Below are 19,408 nucleotides of genomic sequence, written 5' to 3'. Positions count from 1 at the left end.
CGATCCTCAGTGGCTGGCCGCGGTGGCGCCCATTTCGTTGACCTGCTGGAAGCGGCTGAAGCGCTCCAGGGCGAAGGGGGCGATCAGCTCCGGCACCTTGCCGCCGCTGGCCACCAGTTCGGCCATGGTCTTGCCGCAGATGGGCGTGGACTTGAAGCCCCAGGTGCCCCAGCCGGCGTCGAGGTAATAGTTCTGCACCGGCGACAGGCCCATGATCGGGCTGTAGTCCGGGGTCATGTCGGTGATCCCGGCCCACTGGCGCATCAGCTTGGCGTTGGCCATGAACGGGAACATCTCGATGGCGTGGGCCAGCAGGCTTTCCTTGAGGTCCAGGGTCGAGCGGGTGTTGTACAGCGGGTAGGGGTCGGAGCCGCCGCCGAAGACCAGTTCGCCACGGCTGGTCTGCTGCACGTAGCAGTGCAGCGCCGAAGAACTCACCAGCGGATCGAGGAAGGGCTTGAACGGCTGGGTGACCATGGCTTGCAGCGGGTAGGTGTGGATCGGCGCGCGGATGCCGGCCTTGGCCATCAGCAGCGAACTGGCCCCGGCGATGGCCTGCACCACGCAGCCGCACTGCACGTTGCCGCGATTGGTCTTCAGCGCCGTGATGCGGCCGTTCTCCACCACCAGGTCCTGCACTTCGGTGAGCTGGTGGATTTCCACGCCGCGCTTGGCCGCCTGCTTGGCATAGCCCCAGGCCACGGCGTCGTGGCGCGCGGTGGCGCCGTCGATGTGCCAGAGCCCGGCGATCACCGGCAGGTGGCCGGGGTCGAGGTTGAGGGTCGGCACCAGCTCGCGGATCTGCTGGCGGTCGATCATCTCGGTGCGCCCGCCGAAGTGCTTGTTCACTTCGGCGCGCTGGCGGAAGGCGCGCACCGTGGCGTCGGTGTGCGCCAGGGTGAGCTGGCCGCGCTCGGAGTACATGATGTTGAAGTCGAACTCGTTGGACAGCTCCTGGAACATCCGCACCGACTCGGCGTAGAACTTCACGCCTTCGCTGGTGAGGTAGTTGGAGCGGATCACCGCGGTGTTGCGCGCGGTGTTGCCGCCGCCCAGGTAGGCCTTCTCCAGCACCGCCACATTGGTGATGCCGTGGTACTTCGACAGGTAGTAGGCGGTGGCCAGGCCGTGGCCGCCGGCGCCGATGATCACCACGTCGTAGCGCGGCTTGAGTTCGCAGGGCGGCGGCAGGTCGACTTCCACCGGGTAGTCGGCGCTGAGGCCGTATTTCAGGAGAGCGAAGGGCATGCGGCATCCTCCGGGATGCGGGCGCCACGCGGCGCCTGACGTTGCAGGCGGGCGGCGACCAGGGTGTTCTTCATCAGATAGGCGATGGTCATCGGACCGACGCCGCCGGGTACCGGGGTAATGGCCGAGGCCTGGGCCAGGGCGCTGTCGAAGTCGACATCGCCGACCAGCTTGCTGCGGCCGTCTTCATCGATGCGGTTGATGCCGACGTCGATCACCACCGCGCCGGGCTTCAGCCAGCTGGCGTCGATCAGCCGAGGCTTGCCGACTGCGGCGACGACGATGTCGGCCTGGCGGCACAGCGCCGGCAGGTCGCGGCTGCGCGAGTGCAGCACGGTGACGGTGCAATCGGCTTGCAAGAGCAGGGCCGCCATCGGCTTGCCGACGATGTTCGAGCGGCCGATCACCACCGCGTGCTTGCCGCGCAGCTCGCCGCAGGCATCGCGCAGCAAGCGCATGCAGCCGCTCGGCGTGCAGGGCGTGAGCACCTCGCGGCCCTGGCTGAGGCCGCCGACGTTTTCGCTGTGGAAGCCGTCGACGTCTTTCAGCGGAGCGATCGCCTGCAGCACACGGTTCTCGTCGATGTGCGCGGGCAGCGGCAGTTGCACGAGGATGCCGTTGACCTCGGCATCGGCGTTGAGTCGCTCGATCAGTGCCAGCAGTTCAGCCTCGGCGGTGTCCGCCGGCAGCTTGAATTCCAGCGAGCGGATGCCGGTTTCCTCGGCGCGCAGCACCTTGTTGCGCACGTAGACCTGGCTGGCCGGGTCGCTGCCGACCAGCACCACCGCCAGCGCCGGCTGGATGCCGTCGCCGCGCAGCGCCTGGACTTCCGCGCGGACCTCGGCGAGCACCCGCGCCGAGGCAGCCTTGCCGTCGATCAGTTTGACGCTGGGCTGGCTGCTCATCGGAAGATCACCGTGCGGTCGCGGTTGAGGAACACGCGGTGCTCGAGGTGGTATTTCACCGCCCGCGACAGGGCGATGGTCTCGGTGTCGCGGCCAATGGCGACCAGGTCGTCGGGCAGGTAGGCGTGGTTTTGGTTATTGGTGACGTAGTGGGCGGTGGCGCCGATCAGCTTGACGCCGCGCTCGTAGGCCTGGTGGTAGGGCTTGGCGCCCTTGAAGCCGGGGAGGAATGAGTGGTGGATATTGATGGCGCGACCGGAGAGCTGCTTGCACAGGTCGTCGGAGAGGATCTGCATGTAGCGCGCCAGGACCACCAGTTCGGTCCTGGTGTCTTCGACGATGCGCAGCAGCTCGGCTTCCTGCTGGGCCTTGGTGTCCTTGGTCACCGGCAGGTAGATGAAGCGGATGCCTTCGCGCTCGGCCATTGGCCGCAGGTCGAGGTGGTTGGAGACGATGGCGGTGATGGTCATGTCCAGCTCGCCCTTGTTGTGCCGGTAGAGCAGGTCGGACAGGCAATGGTCGAACTTGCTGACCATCAGCAAGACGCGCATCGGCTTGGCGCTGCTGTGCAGGCTCCAGTCCATGTCGAAGCGGCTGGCGACCTCGGCGAATCCGCTCTCGATTATGCCGATGTCGCCCTGCAGGCCATCGTTGAAGCGGAACACCGCGCGCATGAAGAAGCGCCCGCTGGTCTCGTCGTCGAACTGCGCCATCTCGCTGATGTAGCAACCCTGCTCGGCCAGGAAGGTGGTCACCGCCGCGACGATGCCGGACACCGCCGGACAACTGATGCGAATGATGAAATGGCTGGTGGCGTGTTGCATGTCGGGTCCTCGAAATGAGTGGGGGCAGCTCGGCGCAAGGGCGAAAGGTTCAGGGGTGAAGAAGGGATTCACCCGCGAACGAAATTTCCTGATGAGAATATAAATTTCCTTTCGCGCTTTTATAGGCGAAGCGATGCTGCGGGTCCATACCCTGGAGAAAATTTTTATCCTGTGAGGAAAGTTTTTGCCGGGTGGTCGGCGAGGGGAGGGGCGAAGGTCGTCTCGGGCGTTATCCGCCGTTGGCGCTGCCGGCGGACAGAGCGTTGCGCTCTATCCGCCCTACGGAGCGGGGCGGCGGCATGGGGATCGCGCTGCGCGCTCGACCCATCCTACGGCGTCGGGGCTTGCGCAGGATGGGCGGAGCGCGCGCGGGGGCGGGTCAGTCGTTGCCGTAGTTCATGATCGACAGCAGGCGGATCGGCACCTGCACCAGCTTCTCCGGGCCGTGCGGGGTTTCGCCGTCGAAGGTCAGGCTGTCGCCGGCCTGCATGTGATAGAGCTGGTTGCCGTGGCGGTAGACCAGTTCGCCTTCGAGCAGGTGGAGGAACTCGGTGCCGGGGTGGGAGAAGGTCGGGAACTCCTCGCTGGCGTCGTCCATGCTGACCATGTAGGCCTCGAAGTTCTTCTTCGGCCCGCGGGTGTGGTTGAGCAGCTGGTAGGTGTGACCCTTCTCGGTGCCACGGCGCACCACTTCCAGGCCTTCGCCGGCCTTCACCAGGATGGCGTTGCCGTCCGGCTGGTCGTACTGGCTGAACAGTTTGGACATCGGCATGCCGAGCACGTCGCAGAGGCGGCTCAGGGTGTCCAGGCTGGTGGACACCTGGGCGTTCTCGATCTTGCTCAACATGCCCTGGCTGATGCCTGCGATGCGCGCCACATCGGCCAGCTTGAGTTCCTGCTCCTGGCGCTGGCGCTTGATCTGCATTCCCAGGTACTGCTCCAGGCGGAGGCGTGGTTCGGTCTCTGTCGGCATGCGTGGGTATCCCTGCACAATTTCAGTTCAAGAAAAATACTTTCGCACAAGGAAAGTGCGTCGATGCATTTGCGGCCGCGCTACTTTCCCACAGTGAAAGCAAGTTTCCCATATATACAGCAGAAAAGCGCCTTTCGCGGCAATCGCCAGGGGCACGGCGAACTTGGCAAGGGGATTGCATTCCTGAGAGGAAAGTAAGTTTCCTGAATGGAATTCTGGCCAATGACCCAACGCGCAACACCCGCTCAGTCGATCCTGCGCGCCACCGTCGCCCCGGTCAGCGAACCCCTTCCGGCCCGCCCTGGCGTCGCCGGAAAAACCGAATGCTGTGCCCATTACGAGGAGTGAAGACCCATGTTGCCCACTGAAACGCAGCGCATCATCGATCAGCATGGCATCAAGTATGTCCTGGCCCAGTTCGTCGACATCCATGGTGCGGCGAAGACCAAATCGGTGCCGGTGTCCGGGCTCAAGGCCGTGGCCGAGGAGGGCGCCGGCTTCGCCGGGTTCGCCATCTGCGGCATGGGCATGGAGCCGCACGGTCCGGACTTCATGGCCCGTGGCGATCTCTCCACGCTGATTCCGGTGCCCTGGCAGCCGGGGTACGGCCGCGTGGTCTGCATCGGCCATGTCGATGGCCAGCCGCACCCCTACGACAGCCGCTTTGTGTTGCAGCAGCAGGTGCAGCGTCTGGCCGACAAGGGCTGGACCCTGAACACCGGCCTGGAGCCGGAGTTCAGCCTGTTCCGCCGCGACGCCCAGGGCAAGCTGCAACTGGTCGATGCCTCCGACAACCTCGACAAGCCCTGCTACGACTACAAAGGCCTGTCGCGCTCCCGCGCGTTCCTCGAACGCCTCACCGAGGCCCTGCAGCCGGTCGGTTTCGACATCTACCAGATCGACCACGAGGACGCCAACGGCCAGTTCGAGATCAACTACACCTACAGCGACGCCATGGAGTCGGCCGACCGCTTCACCTTCTTCCGCATGGCCGCCGGCGAGATCGCCAACGACCTCGGCATGATCTGCTCGTTCATGCCCAAGCCCGATCCGAAGCGCGCCGGCAACGGCATGCACTTCCACCTGTCGCTGGCCAGCGCCAGCAACAAGAACCTGTTCCACGACGCCAGCGACCCCAACGGCGTCGGCCTGTCCAAGCTGGCCTACCACTTCGCCGCCGGCCTGCTGGCCCACGGTCCGGCCCTGTGCGCCTTCGCCGCGCCCACGGTGAACTCCTACAAACGCCTGGTGGTGGGCCGCTCGCTGTCCGGCGCGACCTGGGCCCCGGCGTTCATCGCCTACGGCGCCAACAACCGCTCGGCGATGGTGCGCATCCCCTACGGCCGCCTGGAGTTCCGCCTGCCCGACGCCGGCTGCAACCCCTACCTGGTGACCGCCGCGATCATCGCCGCCGGCCTCGATGGCATCGACCGCCAGTTGGAACCGGGCGCCATGTGCAACGAGAACCTCTACAACCTGAGCCTGGAGGAGATCGCCGCGCGCGGCATCCAGACCCTGCCGCAGTCGCTCAAGGAAGCCGCCGACGCGCTGGAGGCCGACCCGCTGTTCCGCGAGGTGCTCGGCGCCGAGATCGTCGACGAGTTCATCAAGCTCAAGCGCATGGAGTGGGTGGAGTACAGCCGCCACGTCTCCGACTGGGAGATCCAGCGCTACACCGAATTCTTCTGATCCGCGCGCCGCGTCAGGCGGCGTGCGCAACCCCCTCTGGGCGACCGTGCAAGCGGCGGCCGCCTGCTGCCTCGAAGGAGACAAAACATGTGTGGAATCGTCGGTCTTTACCTGAAGAACCCCGCGCTGGAGAGCCAGCTCGGCAAGCTGTTCGAACCCATGCTGGAAGCCATGACCGATCGCGGCCCGGACAGCGCCGGGTTCGCCATCTATGGCGATGAAGTGGCCGCTGGCTGGGTCAAGCTGACCCTCCAGGCGAGCAGCCTCGAGTATGACTGGAAGAGCCTGATGGGCGCCCTGGAAAGCCGCCTGGGCTGCTCGCTGGACTGGTTCCAGAACGCCAGCGCCGCGGTGCTGAAGATTCATTGCAGCGAGGCCGCGGTACGCGAAGCGCTGGCCGAGCTGGCGCCGACGCTGCGCATCATGAGCGCCGGGCAGAGCATCGAAATCCTCAAGGGCATGGGCCTGCCGGCGGAAATCTCCGAGCGCTTCGGCCTGGCCAAGATGAAGGGCAGCCACATCATCGGCCACACCCGCATGGCCACCGAAAGCGCGGTGACCATGGAAGGCAGCCACCCGTTCTCCACCGGCGCCGACCTCTGCCTGGTGCACAACGGCTCGCTGTCCAACCACTTCCGCCTGCGCCAGGAACTCAAGCGCCAGGGCATCGCCTTCGAAACCGACAACGACACCGAAGTGGCCGCCGGCTACCTGACCTGGCGCCTGCAGCAGGGCGACAGCCTGAAGGAAGCGCTGGACAAGTCCCTGGAGGACCTCGACGGCTTCTTCACCTTCGCCATCGGCACCCGCAACGGCTTCGCCGTGATCCGCGACCCGATCGCCTGCAAGCCGGCGATCCTCGCCGAGACCGACGACTACGTGGCCATGGCCTCGGAATACCAGGCCCTGGCCAGCCTGCCGGGCATCGACAAGGCCAAAGTGTGGGAGCCCGCCCCGGCCACCATGTACATCTGGGAACGCGAAAGCGCCTGAGGAGCATCCGAATGAAAACCATCGACCTTTCCAGCGCCTCGGTGCGTGAACTGAACCAGGCCCTGCACGGCGACGTGCAGGACCGCGAGTGGGTGGTCAGCCACCCGGACGGCAAGCACAACCTCGCGGTGGGCGTGAACCAGGCCGTGAGCATCGATATCCAGGGGCACGCCGGCTACTACTGCGCCGGCATGAACCAGAAGGCCAGCATCACCGTGCACGGCAACGTCGGCGTCGGCGTGGCGGAGAACATGATGTCCGGTTCGGTGCGGGTCAAAGGCAGCGCCTCCCAGGCCGCCGGCGCCACCGCCCACGGCGGGCTGCTGGTGATCGAAGGCGATGCCGGCGCGCGCTGCGGCATCTCGATGAAGGGCGTCGACATCGTGGTCGGCGGCAGCATCGGCCACATGAGCTGCTTCATGGCCCAGGCCGGGCGCCTGGTGGTCTGCGGCGACGCCGGCGACGCCCTCGGCGATTCGCTGTACGAGACGCGCATCTATGTGAAGGGCACGGTCGCCTCGCTGGGCTCCGACTGCATCGAGAAAGAGATGCGCGCCGAGCACCTGGAAGAGCTGAAAGAGCTGCTCAACCGCGCCGGCTTCGACGAAGACCCGGCCAGCTTCAAGCGCTACGGCTCGGCCCGCCAGCTGTACAACTTCAAGGTCGACAACGCCTCGGCGTACTGATCCCGCTGTCGGCGCGGCCCGCCCGCGCCCTCGGCCCCCGAATTCGAGGAGCTTCACATGAGCGAGAAACACACCCCGGTGCTGCGCGAGTCCGCCACCTTCGATCGCCTGACCATCCAGGAAATCCAGCGCGCCGCCGAGACCGGCATCTATGACATCCGCGGCGGCGGCACCAAGCGCAAGCTGCCGCACTTCGACGACCTGCTGCTGCTCGGCGCCAGCGTCTCGCGCTACCCGCTGGAAGGCTACCGCGAGAAGTGCGGCACCGACGTGGTGCTCGGCACCCGCTTCGCCAAGAAGCCGATCCACCTGAAGATTCCGGTGACCATCGCCGGCATGAGCTTCGGCGCGCTCTCGGCCAACGCCAAGGAAGCCCTCGGCCGTGGCGCCTCCATCGCCGGCACCAGCACCACCACCGGCGACGGCGGCATGACCCCGGAAGAGCGCGGCCAGTCCAGGCACCTGGTCTACCAGTACCTGCCGTCGCGCTACGGCATGAACCCCGACGACCTGCGCAAGGCCGACGCCATCGAGATCGTCCTCGGCCAGGGCGCCAAGCCGGGTGGCGGCGGCATGCTGCTGGGCATGAAAGTCACCGAGCGCGTCGCCGGCATGCGCACCCTGCCGATCGGCGTCGATCAGCGCAGCGCCTGCCGTCACCCGGACTGGACCGGCCCGGACGACCTGGCGATCAAAATCGCCGAGCTGCGCGAGATCACCGACTGGGAAAAACCCATCTACGTGAAGATCGGCGCCAGCCGCCCGTACTACGACGTCAAGCTGGCGGTGAAGGCCGGCGCCGACGTGATCGTCCTCGACGGCATGCAGGGCGGCACCGCGGCGACCCAGGAAGTCTTCATCGAACACGTCGGCATCCCGATCCTGCCGGCCATCCCCCAGGCCGTGCAGGCCCTGCAGGAAATGGGCATGCACCGCAAGGTGCAACTGATCGTCTCCGGCGGCATCCGCAACGGCGCCGACGTGGCCAAGGCCATGGCCCTGGGCGCCGACGCGGTGGCCATCGGCACCGCCGCGCTGATCGCCCTGGGCGACAACCACCCGCGGCTGGATGAAGAGCTGAAGAAGATCGGCTCCGCCGCCGGCTTCTACGACGACTGGCAGAACGGCCGCGACCCGGCCGGCATCACCACCCAGGACCCGGAACTGTCCAAGCGCCTCGACCCGGTGGAAGCCGGCCGCCGCCTGGCCAACTACCTGCGCGTGCTGGTGCTGGAAGCGCAGACCATGGCCCGCGCCTGCGGCAAGTCGCACCTGCACAACCTCGACCCCGAGGACCTGGTGGCGCTGACCGTGGAAGCCGCCGCCATGGCCCGCGTGCCCCTGGCCGGGACCAACTGGGTGCCGGGGCAAGTGCGCTACTGATAGCAATCGTTCTCCGCGCACCCACCGCCGGCCCTCGGGCCGGCGGTTTCGTTCGTGGGCGCGAAAGATTGCCAGGCGTGGTGGTTGCCATGCAGGGGCGATGGCATGGGCGACAGCATGGGTATCGCGCTTCGCGCTCGACCCATCCTACGGGCTCGTTGGCGATGGCGGGTGCGACCTGGTCGGCCGGGTTCGTAGGATGGCGTGGAGCGCAGCGATACCCATCGCCGGGCAGGGCGTGGTGGTAGCCATGCAGGGGCGATGGCAGGGGCGACGACAGCATGGATATCGCGCTTCGCGCTCGACCCATCCTACGGCGCTCGACCCAGCCTACGGGCGGCGGTTGGGGGCTGCGACATTTCGGTGAGGGAATATTTAATTCGCACTGATAAAGCGCAGCCTGGTCTGACTGGCCGGTCAGACTTGGTTCTGCGAGGCGCGCCTAAGCCGTTGAATCGACGCATCTAGTGATTTTTCTTCGGCCGGTTCGCGGTTCTGGCCAAGGCCTTGCATTCCTCAGGTGAAACATAAGTTCCTGAAGGGAATTGCTAACCACAGCCCCCGACGGAGTGCCACCGCAACAACCGGATCGCCACCCAAGGGGCACAGACCCCGCCGGCCTTCCGCAATACGGACATCGACCTGGAGTGAGCCCATGAAACACCGATCGCTATCGCGCCTGGCCCTGGCGGCCCCGCTGTTCGCCCTCGCCCCGTTGGCGCATGCCGCCGACGTCACCCTGGACACCGGCACCACGGCCTGGATGATGACCGCGGCCATGTTCGTCCTGCTCATGTGCATCCCCGGCCTGGCGCTGTTCTACGGCGGCATGCTGCGGGCGAAGAACTTCCTCTCGATCTTCACCCAGCTGTTCGCCACCGCCGGGGTCATCGGCGTGCTCTGGGTGGTGTACGGCTACAGCATCGTGGTCGACACCAATGGCATGGTCGCCAACCAGATCACCTTCAACAGCTTCGTCGGCGGCCTGAGCAAGCTGTTCATGCTCGACATGAAGCACGACAGCCTGATGGGCAACATTCCCGAAGGCGTCTACAGCGTGTTCCAGCTGACCTTCGCCATCATCACCCCGGCGCTGATCGCCGGCGGCTTCGCCGAGCGCATGAAGTTCAGCGCCTCGCTGCTGTTCATGGCGCTGTGGTTCACCCTGGTCTACGCGCCCATCGCCCACATGGTCTGGGGCGGACCGGGTGCGCTGATGGTCAACTGGGGCATGCTCGACTTCGCCGGCGGCACCGCCGTGCACATCAACTCCGGCGTCGCCGCGCTGGCCGCCGCGCTGATGCTCGGCAAGCGCAAGGGTTACCCGCATACCTCGATGCCGCCGCACAATCTCGGCTTCACCATGATCGGCGCGGGCATGCTCTGGGTCGGCTGGTTCGGCTTCAACATCGGCTCGGGCCTGATGGTCAACACCGGCGCCGGCATCGTCATGCTCACCACCATGATCGCCGCCTGTGCCGGCATCGTCGGCTGGATGCTCACCGAGAAGATGATCCACGGCCGGCCGAGCGCCCTCGGCGCCGCCTCCGGCGCCCTGGCCGGGCTGGTCGGCATCACCCCGGCCTGCGCCTATGTCGGGCCGATCGGCGCGCTGCTCATCGGCCTGCTCACCGGGACCATCTGCTTCTTCGCCGTGAGCCGCTTGAAGCAGGCCTTCGGCTACGACGACACGCTCGACGTGTTCAGCCTGCACGGCATCGGCGGCATGGTCGGCGCGCTGCTCACCGGCATCTTCGCCGCGCCCTCGATGGGCGGCTACGTCGACGGCGCCGAGGTGCTCCCGCAGTTCCTCATCCAGCTCAAGGGCGTGGCCTTCACCTTCGTCTACTGCTTCGTGGTGAGCTGGGCGATCCTCGGCCTGGTCAAGCTGCTGGTCGGCCTGCGCGCCTCCAGCGAGAACGAAGAGATGGGCCTGGATCTCGCCGAGCACAACGAGCGCGCCTACAACCTCTGAGCCACCGGGCCACGCTCGCCGAGCGTGGCCGCATGGCGCTTCGCCACCGCGCGCCGTCCTGGCGCGCGGTCACCGAGTCGCAGGGAGCGACCCCGTTCCTGGGGCCGGGAACCGAAGGCCACACGGATGTGGCCGCTCCCCCCGGGCGCCCGCCCAGCCGACCCGCACAACCTGCCCGACATGCCCAGGCGCCAAGGCCTGCGCGCGTGCCGCCGCCTCCTTTCGCGGCCTGCCAAGCCAGCGCCCCGGCATCGCGCGCGGCCGTCGCGACCCCTGGCCTGACGAGCGCCAGGGGCCGCTGGCCAGGGCTCAGGCGGTCTTGCCCAACTGCAACATGGCCTGGATCTGCTGCACCGACTCCTGGGTGCGCGTGGCCAGCCCGCGCACCTCATCGGCGACCACCGCGAAACCGCGCCCGGACTCGCCGGCGCGCGCCGCTTCGATGGCGGCGTTGAGCGCCAGCAGGTTGGTCTGCGCGGCGATGGCCTGGATCGCCCCGGCGATCTGCGCGATGCGTCCGTAGGTGTTCTGCGTGCTTGCCTGCTCGCGCTCGTGCAGGCTGGCGGCGGCCTTCTCGTCGCTGATGTCGCGCACCGCGCCGGTCACGTGGGTCAGCAGCCCGGCGGCGTTGCGCAGGCAGCGGCCGCGTTCGCGGACCCAGATTTCCCCGCGGCTCTTGTGGCGGATGCGGTACTCCACGGCGTAGGCGCCGCTGCCGGACTGCTGCATGGCCTCGGCGAAGACGCGCATGACCTCCTTGACGTCGTCCGGGTTGGCCACGGCGAAGAAGCTGTCCCAGCCATCGGGGAATTCCGCCTGGCTGTAGCCGAGCAGGGTGCGGAACTGTTCGGACCAGCGGATGACGTTGCGCGGGTTGTCCGGATCGCCATCGACCACGCTGAGGTTCCAGCAGCCTTCGGTCAGCGCCTGCTGGGTCAGTTCCCAGACCTGCTGGCGTTCCTCCCAGCGATGGCGCTCGTCGAGCAAGCCGGCGAGCTGCGCCTGGCTGGCCTGCAGCTCCTCCTGCTGCGCCGCGCAGCGCCGTTGCAGCGCGTCGCGCTCGGCGTACAGCGCCTGGTATTCGGCGTCGCTGCAGGCCGGCGCCGGTTGCGCGCGGGCCGCCTGGTTCTCGCGTTGCTGGTCGTGCCAGCGGCGCTGCAGCTCGTTGAGGCGGGCGAACAGGTGCGGCTGGCTTTGCAGATAGTCCTGGCGCAGTGGGTCGAGCGCCTGGCCGTCGAGCAGGTGGTCGAGCAGCCGTTCGAGTTCGCCGGTCAGTTCACGGAGCGGTTTACGGAACAACATGGGCGGATTCTCCCTGGATGGCCTGTGCCGGCCTTGGATACGAACGTGCTCCGGCCTCCCTGGGGAGGCCGGAGCACGGTGCGGATTGCCTGCGCCTGCGGATCAGCCGGCGCTGGTCGCCAGGTGGTGGGTGTAGAACACCAGCAGCGCGCCGGCCGCCAGCACGACGTAGGGCAGCACGCCGGCGCGGTGCAGCACACCCTGCTCATCGAGGTGCAGGTCGCTCTGCAGGGCCTCGGGGAAGACGCCCTTGTCCTGCACGTAGTGGCGGTAGAGGAACACCGGGATGATCAGCACGGCGAAGAACAGCCCGGTGAGCAGGGTGCCGCTGCCCCAGATATCGGCGCCCAGGCCCATGCAGGCGAGGTTGACGAAACTGAGCAGGGCGCCGAGGCCGAGCAGCACGGTCGGCGCCTTGTAGGGGCGCGTCCAGGTCGGCCGGTCGAGGCGGTGGATCCAGCCGGCGTTGAGGTTGAGGAAGTTGAAGATGATGTAGCTGACGTTGGAGGCGGCGAGGACGAACACGTAGTCCGACATCAGCAGCAGGATCAGGTTGAAGCAGAGGTCGGTCCACATCGCCCGGGTCGGCGCGCCGTGCTCGTTGGCGTGTCCCAGGTAACGCGGCAGCCAGCCGTCCACCGAGGCCTGGTAGAGCGTCCGCGAGGAGCCGGCCATGGAGGTCATGATCGCCAGCAGGGTGGCCAGCACCAGCATGATCAGCACGATGTTCTGCACCAGGGCGCCGCCGCCGATGCTCTGCGCCATCACCTTGCCGACGCCCATGCCGCTGTAGATGTCGGCGGAGAGCATGCCGCTGTAGACCGCCGCGGTGACCACGTTGCCCTTGGCGTCGAGCACCGCCGGGGTGACCAGTTGGCCGAGCCCGAGGCTGCCCTGGAAGGCCAGAGGCACCAGGCTGAAGACCAGGATGCAGAGCAGCCCGGAGTAGAAGATCGCCTTGAAGGTGTCGCGCTTCGGGTCCTTGAACTCGCGGGTGTAGCAGACCGCGGTCTCGAAGCCGTAGGTCGACCAGGCGGCCATGAACAGGCCGCCGGCCATCAGCGTCCAGCCGGAGATGTCCCAGGCGCCGTCGATCACCTTGCCGCTGGCGTCGTGGGCCAGTGGCATCAGCGGCAGGAAGTTGGCCTGCGGCGTGTCGCCGGTGAGCAGCGGCACCAGGCCGACCAGCAGCAGCGGGATCAGCGCGGTGACGCCGAGCACCAGGGTCAGCCGCGCCGAACGCAGGATGCCGCCATGCTGGATGGCGAACACCACCAGCAGGATGGCCGCGCCGAGCAGGAAGGTGGCGTTGACCCGCAGGCTCAGCCCGCTCTTGATGAAGCCGAGGTCGAGCAGGGTCAGTTGCCAGGTGTTGATCAGCGCGTCCGGGGCGAACAGCGCGCTGAGCAGGTAGCCGGCGGCCAGCCCCGAGCCGATCGACAGCACCGGCGACCAGGCCAGCCAGTTGCACCACACCGACAGCGGTGCGATCAGCTTGCTGTAGCGCACCCAGGCCACCGCGCCGTAGACCGAGGCGCCGCCGGACTTGTTGGGAAACAGCCCGGCGATCTCGGCGTAGGTGAAGGCCTGGATGAAGCCGAAGCTGATCGACAGCATCCAGACGATCCAGGCCGGCTTGCCGACCGTGGCGGCGATCGCGCCGATGGAAAACAGCACCAGCGCCGGGACGCCGCTGGCCACCCAGAAAGCGCCTCTCCAGTCGATCTTGCGGTGTAGCGTGCCGCTTGGCTGGGCAGCCATCGCGACTTGATCAATCGTTACTGCGTCCATCACGTTCCCCTATCTGGAATGATTGTCCGGGGCAGCTCAGCAAGGCGTGGAACCAGGATCGTTGTTATGGCTGTCTCTTGGCGGACAGCTCAGCCGCGCACCCGGCGCTTTTCCGGGTCGTAGAAAATCGGGGCGCCGACGCGCGCGTCGATGCGTTTCTGCTGGCCGTCGAGCTTGCCGACCTGCACCAGGCTGCCGGGTTCGCAGTGCTCCACGGCGAGGCGGCAAAGCGCGATGCTCTTGCCCAGCAGCGGCGAACGGCAGGCGCTGGTGATCACCCCGACCTGGGCGCGGCCGACGCGCACGCAGTCGCCATGGGCGGCCAGTTCGTTGCCTTCCAGCTCCAGGCCGACCAGCTTGTGCTGCGGGTACTGGCTGCGCCGCAGCAGCGCTTCGCGGCCGATGAAGTCGTCTGTCTTGCTCTTCAGCGGCACGCTGAAGCCGATGCCGGCCTCGAACGGGTCGGTGCTGTCGTCGAATTCGTAACCGGCGAAGATCAGCCCGGCTTCGATGCGCAGCCAGTCCAGCGCCACCAGGCCGAGCGGGGCGATGCCCAGCGGCTGGCCGAGGTCCCAGACGCGCTGCCAGACCCGCCGCGCGTCGCGCGGGTGGCACCAGATCTCGTAGCCCAGCTCGCCGGTGTAGCCGGTGCGCGAGACCATGATCGGGCAGCCGTCGTAGCCGTCCAGGCGGCCGACCAGGAAGCGGAACCAGCCGAGTTCTTCCAGTCCCGGCTGGGTCGCCGGGGTCCACACCAGTTGCGCCAGCAGCTCGCGGCTGCGCGGGCCCTGCACGGCGAGGTTGTGGATCTGCTCGCTGGCCGACTTGACCCAGACCTTCATGCCCAGGCGCTGGGCCTGTTCGCGCAGCCAGATGCCGGCGTAGTCGTCGCCGCAGATCCAGCGGAAATTGTCCTGGCCGAGGCGCAGCAGGGTGCCGTCGTCGAGCATGCCGCCGTGCTCGTAGCACATCGCCGAATAGACCACCTGGCCGATGCCCAGGCGCTTCACGTCGCGGGTCAGGCAGTACTGCAACAGCGCCTCGGCGTCGGGGCCGAGCACGTCGAACTTGCGCAGCGCCGAGAGATCCATCACCGCCACCTGTTCGCGGCAGGCCAGGTATTCCTCGGTGGGGCCGTAGCCGGAGTACTCGCTGGGCAGCCAGTAGCCGCGGTAGTCGGTGAAGTGCCGGGTGAGGGTGGCGGTCTTCGAGTGGAAGCCGGATTCGCGGGTGAGCACGGGGTCGGCGTCGGCGGTTTTGCGGCTGGCCATGGCGATCGAGAAGCGCTCCTTGGCGCGATACAGGCGAACGTGGATATCGGTCGGCTCCCAGCCGTTGGCCGGGTCGATGTCGTCGGGGCAGGAGCTGCTGGCGCAGACCAGGTCGGTCAGCGCGCGCAGCAGCACGTAGTCGCCCGGACGCGACCAGGGTTCGTCGAGGGCGATGCGCTGCGCGGCCTCGACCTCGGTGTTGAAGAAGAAATTGATCGCCGGCCAACCGGCGCGCGCCTGCACGCCATGCTCGGCGAGCACGCGACTGAGGTTGTCACTGCAGTTGTCGTGCCCGAAGTAGCCGTGGCTCTCGTAGTAGCGCGCGGTGCAGGCCAGGTTGAAGGAGTCGTGACGGCCGACGGTGTCGCGCACCACCTCCAGCATCGGCTGCATCTGCCGGTCGAAGAACTTGGAGAACAGCCCCGGCGCCGGGTAGGCGTTGCCGTTGAGGGTGCGCGTCACCGTCTGGTCGAGGTCCAGCTCGATGCCGCGCTCCAGCTCGGCCTGACGCAGGGCGACGAAGTCCGAGCATTGGCGGCCGGCGACGTCGAGCACCTGGATGTAGTCGCCGGCGGCGATGCGGTAGGCCTGGGCGGTGCCGGGGCGGATGCTGAATTCGTCGATCGGATCGGCCAGCGGTTCGGGCAGCGGCGGGGTCCAGAGCAGCCCCGGATTGGCGCGCTGGATGCTCAGCGCGAGGTCGGTCGGCGATGCCTGGCGATCCACCGGCGCGGCCTCGCCGGGCGCGCCGACCAGCACCAGAATGGTGCTTTCGGCGGTGAACCGGCGCTGCTCGCCGGCCAGGCTCTGCGCCGGCCAGAGGTTGGCCGCGGCGGGCAGCCGGGCGCAGTCGATGCCGCGTGCCGCCAGGCGTTGGCGGGCGCGCGCGAACACCGCTTCCGGGCGTTGCAGTTGCGCGGCGCAGAAGCCGCCGCTGTGCCGGCCGTTCAGGCCCAGCGCGGCCAGGGCGTCGCGGCCGCTGGCGTCGAAGGCGAGCAGCTCGCAGGGCTGCAGGCCTTCCAGGTCGACCACCTGCAGTTGGTCGCCGGGCTGCAGTTCGACCAGGGTGAAGCCGCCGCCGCGCACCAGGTGGCGCTCGACACCGGGACTGCGGCGGTACAGGCCGGGCTCGCGCGGCCGGCTGACGATCGGGGCGTTCATGGGCGCTTCCTCGCTTGCGTGTCGATGCGGCCCGCCACGCGGGCGGGCCGGCCGGTCTCAGGCGCGCTTGGCGGTCTGCGGCGGGTTGAGGTAGGCCTCCATCGAGTCGTCCAGCGCCTCCAGCCAGGGGGTGTGGTGCTGCGGCGACTGGCTGCCGGTCATCAGCGAGCGATAGGACTTGTTGCGGTAGCCCATGATGTCTTCGCGCTTGTCGTCCTTCCATTGCAGGAAGGTGCGGTTGACCCCGGCGATGTCGAAGCTCGGGTAGTCGGTGGCGTCGACCAGTTGCTGGATGTAGGCGCCCTGGTACTCGAACATTTCCTGGGCGGTCTGCAGTTGCTCTTCACGCTCGCGCCAGGCCTGGTTCTCGGCGTGCATGCTGGCCTTGTCGGGCAGGCCGATGCGCCCGAGGATGACGTCGCGGGCATACCAGGCCTGGGCGTCGAACATGTTGAAGGAGTACCACTGGTCCTGCATGCCGAGGTAGATCATGCGCGGGTTGTCTTCCCAGAACACGCCCTTGTAGAGGTTCAGCGGCCACAGGCGGTTGGCGGTCTTCAGCGCCAGGCTGTCGGGCAGGAAGGGGAAGTGATGCTGGTAGCCGGTGCAGAGGATGATGGCGTCGATCGACTTGTGGCTGCCGTCGGCGAAGTAGGCCATCTTGCCCTCGACCTTGAGCAGCATCGGCTTCTCTTCCCAGTTGGCCGGCCAGCGGTAGGCCATCGGCTCGCTGCGGTAGCAACTGGTGATGCTGCGCGCGCCGTACTTGTAGCATTGCGAGCCGATGTCCTCGGCCGAGTAGCTGGCGCCGACGATGAGCACGTCCTTGCCCTTGAATTCCAGCGCATCGCGGAAGTCGTGGGCATGCAGGATGCGTCCGCCGAAGCTCTGGAAGCCCGGCAGCTCCGGCACGTTGGGGGTGGAGAAGTGGCCGCAGGCGTTGACCACGTAGTCGAACTCGGCGGTCTCGCTGACGTCGTTGGCGTAGTCGTGCACGCTCACCGCGAAGCGCTGGCGCTCCTCGATCCACTCGACCCGGCGCACCACGGTCTCGAAACGGATGTAGGGGCGCACGCCGGCCTTCAGCACGCGGCCCTGGATGTAGTCCCAGAGCACCTCGCGCGGCGGGTAGCTGGCGATCGGCCGGCCGAAGTGCTCGTCGAAGCTGTAGTCGGCGAACTCCAGGCACTCTTTCGGGCCGTTCGACCAGAGGTAGCGATACATGCTGCCGTGGACCGGCTCGCCGTGCTCGTCGAGGCCGGTGCGCCAGGTGTAGTTCCACATGCCGCCCCAGTCCTTCTGCTTCTCGAAACAGACCAGTTCGGGGATGTCGGCGCCGCCTTCCTTGGCCGACTGGAAGGCACGCAGTTGCGCCAGGCCGCAGGGGCCGGCGCCGATGATGGCGACTCGTAGGGTCATGCTGGGATCTCCGCTCAAGGTTGCGCCGGGCGCGCGGCCAGGCATTGCCGCCGGGTGGCGGCGACGGTGTTCTTCATCAGGTAGGCGATGGTCATCGGACCGACGCCGCCGGGAACCGGGGTGATGGCCGAGACCAGGCTCAGGGCGCTGTCGAAGTCGACATCGCCGACCAGCTTGCTGCGGCCGTCTTCATCGATGCGGTTGATGCCGACGTCGATCACCACCGCGCCGGGCTTCAACCAGTTGGCGTCGATCAGCCGAGGCTTGCCGACCGCGGCGACGACGATGTCGGCCTGGCGGCACAGCGCCGGCAGGTCCTGGCTGCGCGAGTGCACCACGGTCACCGTGCAGTCGGCCTGCAGCAGCAGGGCGGCCATCGGCTTGCCGACGATGTTCGAGCGGCCGACCACCACCGCGTGCTTGCCGCGCAGCTCGCCGCAGGTGTCCTGCAGCAGGCGCAGGCAGCCGCTCGGCGTGCAGGGCGTGAGCACCTCGCGGCCCTGGCTGAGGCCGCCGACGTTCTCGCTGTGGAAGCCGTCGACGTCCTTCAGCGGGTCGATCGCCTGCAGCACGCGTTGTTCGTTGATGTGCGCCGGCAGCGGCAGTTGCACGAGGATGCCGTTGACCTCGGCGCTGGCGTTGAGGTGTTCGATCAAGGCCAGCAGGGTGGCTTCGTCGGTGTCCGCCGGCAGCTTGTGCTCCAGCGAGCGGATGCCGGTTTCTTCGGCGCGCAGCACCTTGTTGCGCACGTAGACCTGGCTCGCCGGGTCGCTGCCGACCAGCACCACGGCCAGCCCCGGCTGCACGCCGCGGGCGCGCAGGTCGGCGACTTCATCGCTGACCTCGGCCAGCACGCGCGCGGCGGTGGCCTTGCCGTCGATGAGGCGGGGAAGGGTGGCGGCGCGGCTCATGGGAAGATCACCGTCTTGTCGCGGTTGATGAACACGCGATGTTCGAGGTGGTACTTGAGTGCCTTGGACAGGGCCACGGTTTCGGTGTCGCGGCCGATGGCGACCAGGTCGTCGGGCAGGTAGGCGTGATCGACGCGCTGCACTTCCTGCTCGATGATCGGGCCTTCGTCGAGATCGCTGGTGACGTAGTGGGCGGTGGCGCCGATCAGCTTGACGCCGCGCTCGTAGGCCTGGTGGTAGGGCTTGGCCCCTTTGAAGCCGGGGAGGAACGAGTGGTGGATGTTGATGGCGCGGCCGGAGAGCTGCTTGCACAGGTCGTCGGAGAGGATCTGCATGTAGCGCGCCAGCACCACCAGTTCGGTCCTGGTGTCCTCGACGATGCGCAGCAGTTCGGCTTCCTGCTGGGCCTTGGTGTCCTTGGTCACCGGCAGGTAGATGAAGCGGATGCCTTCGCGCTCGGCCATCGGCCGCAGGTCGAGGTGGTTGGAGACGATGGCGGTGATGGTCATGTCCAGCTCGCCCTTGTGGTGGCGATAGAGCAGGTCCACCAGGCAATGGTCGAACTTGCTGACCATCAGCAGCACCCGGGTCGGCTGGTCGCTGCCGAACAGCTCCCAGTCCATCTCGAAGGGCACGGCGATGTCCTCGAAGCCCTGGCGCAGGGCTTCGATGTCCGGCTTGCAGCCGGCGTTGAAGCGGAACACTGCGCGCATGAAGAAGCGTCCGGTGAACTCGTCGTCGAACTGCGACAGTTCGCCGATGTAGCACTGCCGGCCGGCCAGGTAGGTGGTCACGGCGGCGACGATGCCCGAGGTCGCCGGGCAACTGATCTTGAGGATGTACTGCGGGGATGCGGAGTCCATGGGGTGCTCTGCCT

The 19,408-nt window shown here is 67.4% G+C and carries 14 protein-coding genes and 1 pseudogene; 5 read left to right on the top strand and 10 right to left on the bottom strand.

Annotation, left to right across the window (positions count from 1 at the left end):
- Positions 1-6: 6 nt before the first annotated feature.
- The 4 genes from BLQ74_RS25665 to BLQ74_RS25650 all read right to left on the bottom strand — a co-directional run bounded on the left by BLQ74_RS25665 (position 7) and on the right by BLQ74_RS25650 (position 3,950).
- Positions 7-1,248, bottom strand: coding sequence for an FAD-dependent oxidoreductase (locus tag BLQ74_RS25665; RefSeq protein WP_090268157.1), 1,242 nt, complete (start codon positions 1,246-1,248; stop codon positions 7-9).
- The gene (gene folD, locus BLQ74_RS25660; protein ID WP_090268155.1) at positions 1,230-2,153 is read right to left on the bottom strand and encodes a bifunctional methylenetetrahydrofolate dehydrogenase/methenyltetrahydrofolate cyclohydrolase FolD; all 924 of its coding nucleotides are present in this window, start codon (positions 2,151-2,153) and stop codon (positions 1,230-1,232) included. Before folD (BLQ74_RS25660) ends, BLQ74_RS25665 begins: the two co-directional genes overlap by 19 nt.
- On the bottom strand, positions 2,150-2,977 hold the full coding sequence (locus BLQ74_RS25655; RefSeq protein WP_090268154.1) for a formyltetrahydrofolate deformylase: 828 nt from the start codon (positions 2,975-2,977) through the stop codon (positions 2,150-2,152). Before BLQ74_RS25655 ends, folD (BLQ74_RS25660) begins: the two co-directional genes overlap by 4 nt.
- A 379-nt stretch (positions 2,978-3,356) precedes the next feature.
- Entirely contained in the window at positions 3,357-3,950 is a 594-nt protein-coding gene (locus tag BLQ74_RS25650; protein ID WP_090268152.1) for a helix-turn-helix domain-containing protein, read from the bottom strand.
- Positions 3,951-4,304: 354 nt separating this feature from the next.
- Here BLQ74_RS25650 and glnT point away from each other — a divergent pair, with 354 nt between their 5' ends.
- From glnT to BLQ74_RS25625, 5 genes are all read left to right on the top strand, one after another.
- Positions 4,305-5,639 (top strand): type III glutamate--ammonia ligase, encoded by a 1,335-nt coding sequence (gene glnT, locus BLQ74_RS25645; RefSeq protein ID WP_090268150.1) that lies wholly within the window; start codon positions 4,305-4,307, stop codon positions 5,637-5,639.
- Between the two features lie 87 nt (positions 5,640-5,726).
- Positions 5,727-6,632, top strand: a complete 906-nt coding sequence (locus BLQ74_RS25640) for a class II glutamine amidotransferase (RefSeq protein WP_090268148.1) — start codon at positions 5,727-5,729, stop codon at positions 6,630-6,632.
- A gap of 11 nt (positions 6,633-6,643) precedes the next feature.
- The gene (locus BLQ74_RS25635; RefSeq protein WP_090268146.1) at positions 6,644-7,318 is read left to right on the top strand and encodes a GltB/FmdC/FwdC-like GXGXG domain-containing protein; all 675 of its coding nucleotides are present in this window, start codon (positions 6,644-6,646) and stop codon (positions 7,316-7,318) included.
- A 57-nt stretch (positions 7,319-7,375) separates the two neighbouring features.
- A complete protein-coding gene (locus BLQ74_RS25630; protein ID WP_090268144.1) occupies positions 7,376-8,701 on the top strand; it encodes an FMN-binding glutamate synthase family protein in 1,326 nt (441 codons plus the stop codon).
- 655 nt (positions 8,702-9,356) lie between these two features.
- The gene (locus BLQ74_RS25625) at positions 9,357-10,676 is read left to right on the top strand and encodes an ammonium transporter (protein ID WP_090268142.1); all 1,320 of its coding nucleotides are present in this window, start codon (positions 9,357-9,359) and stop codon (positions 10,674-10,676) included.
- Between the two features lie 327 nt (positions 10,677-11,003).
- Here BLQ74_RS25625 and BLQ74_RS25620 read toward each other — a convergent pair.
- The 6 genes and pseudogenes from BLQ74_RS25620 to purU all read right to left on the bottom strand — a co-directional run.
- Positions 11,004-11,978 (bottom strand): annotated as a pseudogene (locus BLQ74_RS25620) (PAS domain-containing protein); the annotation flags it as partial.
- Positions 11,979-12,080: 102 nt separating this feature from the next.
- Entirely contained in the window at positions 12,081-13,769 is a 1,689-nt protein-coding gene (locus tag BLQ74_RS25615) for an APC family permease (protein ID WP_090268139.1), read from the bottom strand.
- An 89-nt stretch (positions 13,770-13,858) separates the two neighbouring features.
- Complete coding sequence (locus tag BLQ74_RS25610) at positions 13,859-16,201, bottom strand: trimethylamine N-oxide demethylase (RefSeq protein ID WP_090268137.1); 2,343 nt, start codon at positions 16,199-16,201, stop codon at positions 13,859-13,861.
- Between the two features lie 57 nt (positions 16,202-16,258).
- On the bottom strand, positions 16,259-17,620 hold the full coding sequence (locus BLQ74_RS25605) for an NAD(P)-binding domain-containing protein (RefSeq protein WP_090268135.1): 1,362 nt from the start codon (positions 17,618-17,620) through the stop codon (positions 16,259-16,261).
- A gap of 14 nt (positions 17,621-17,634) precedes the next feature.
- Complete coding sequence (gene folD, locus BLQ74_RS25600; RefSeq protein WP_090268133.1) at positions 17,635-18,531, bottom strand: bifunctional methylenetetrahydrofolate dehydrogenase/methenyltetrahydrofolate cyclohydrolase FolD; 897 nt, start codon at positions 18,529-18,531, stop codon at positions 17,635-17,637.
- On the bottom strand, positions 18,528-19,394 hold the full coding sequence (gene purU, locus BLQ74_RS25595) for a formyltetrahydrofolate deformylase (RefSeq protein WP_090268131.1): 867 nt from the start codon (positions 19,392-19,394) through the stop codon (positions 18,528-18,530). The genes folD (BLQ74_RS25600) and purU overlap by 4 nt, the downstream gene beginning before the upstream one ends.
- Positions 19,395-19,408: the final 14 nt, after the last annotated feature.

The organism is Pseudomonas panipatensis (assembly GCF_900099785.1).
Lineage (GTDB): Bacteria > Pseudomonadota > Gammaproteobacteria > Pseudomonadales > Pseudomonadaceae > Pseudomonas > Pseudomonas panipatensis.
Note: the sequence above shows the minus strand (reverse complement) of the source record. Positions and strands in the feature narration are given on the sequence as shown.

Bases quoted from the DNA above. Each gene is read 5' to 3' on its own strand.
- folD (WP_090268133.1), bottom strand. From the start codon at position 18,531: ATGAGCCGCGCCGCCACCCTTCCCCGCCTCATCGACGGCAAGGCCACC.
- folD (WP_090268155.1), bottom strand. From the start codon at position 2,153: ATGAGCAGCCAGCCCAGCGTCAAACTGATCGACGGCAAGGCTGCCTCG.
- BLQ74_RS25655 (WP_090268154.1), bottom strand. From the start codon at position 2,977: ATGCAACACGCCACCAGCCATTTCATCATTCGCATCAGTTGTCCGGCG.
- BLQ74_RS25615 (WP_090268139.1), bottom strand. From the start codon at position 13,769: ATGGACGCAGTAACGATTGATCAAGTCGCGATGGCTGCCCAGCCAAGC.
- glnT (WP_090268150.1), top strand. From the start codon at position 4,305: ATGTTGCCCACTGAAACGCAGCGCATCATCGATCAGCATGGCATCAAG.
- purU (WP_090268131.1), bottom strand. From the start codon at position 19,394: ATGGACTCCGCATCCCCGCAGTACATCCTCAAGATCAGTTGCCCGGCG.
- BLQ74_RS25635 (WP_090268146.1), top strand. From the start codon at position 6,644: ATGAAAACCATCGACCTTTCCAGCGCCTCGGTGCGTGAACTGAACCAG.
- BLQ74_RS25625 (WP_090268142.1), top strand. From the start codon at position 9,357: ATGAAACACCGATCGCTATCGCGCCTGGCCCTGGCGGCCCCGCTGTTC.
- BLQ74_RS25650 (WP_090268152.1), bottom strand. From the start codon at position 3,950: ATGCCGACAGAGACCGAACCACGCCTCCGCCTGGAGCAGTACCTGGGA.
- BLQ74_RS25605 (WP_090268135.1), bottom strand. From the start codon at position 17,620: ATGACCCTACGAGTCGCCATCATCGGCGCCGGCCCCTGCGGCCTGGCG.
- BLQ74_RS25665 (WP_090268157.1), bottom strand. From the start codon at position 1,248: ATGCCCTTCGCTCTCCTGAAATACGGCCTCAGCGCCGACTACCCGGTG.
- BLQ74_RS25630 (WP_090268144.1), top strand. From the start codon at position 7,376: ATGAGCGAGAAACACACCCCGGTGCTGCGCGAGTCCGCCACCTTCGAT.
- BLQ74_RS25640 (WP_090268148.1), top strand. From the start codon at position 5,727: ATGTGTGGAATCGTCGGTCTTTACCTGAAGAACCCCGCGCTGGAGAGC.
- BLQ74_RS25610 (WP_090268137.1), bottom strand. From the start codon at position 16,201: ATGAACGCCCCGATCGTCAGCCGGCCGCGCGAGCCCGGCCTGTACCGC.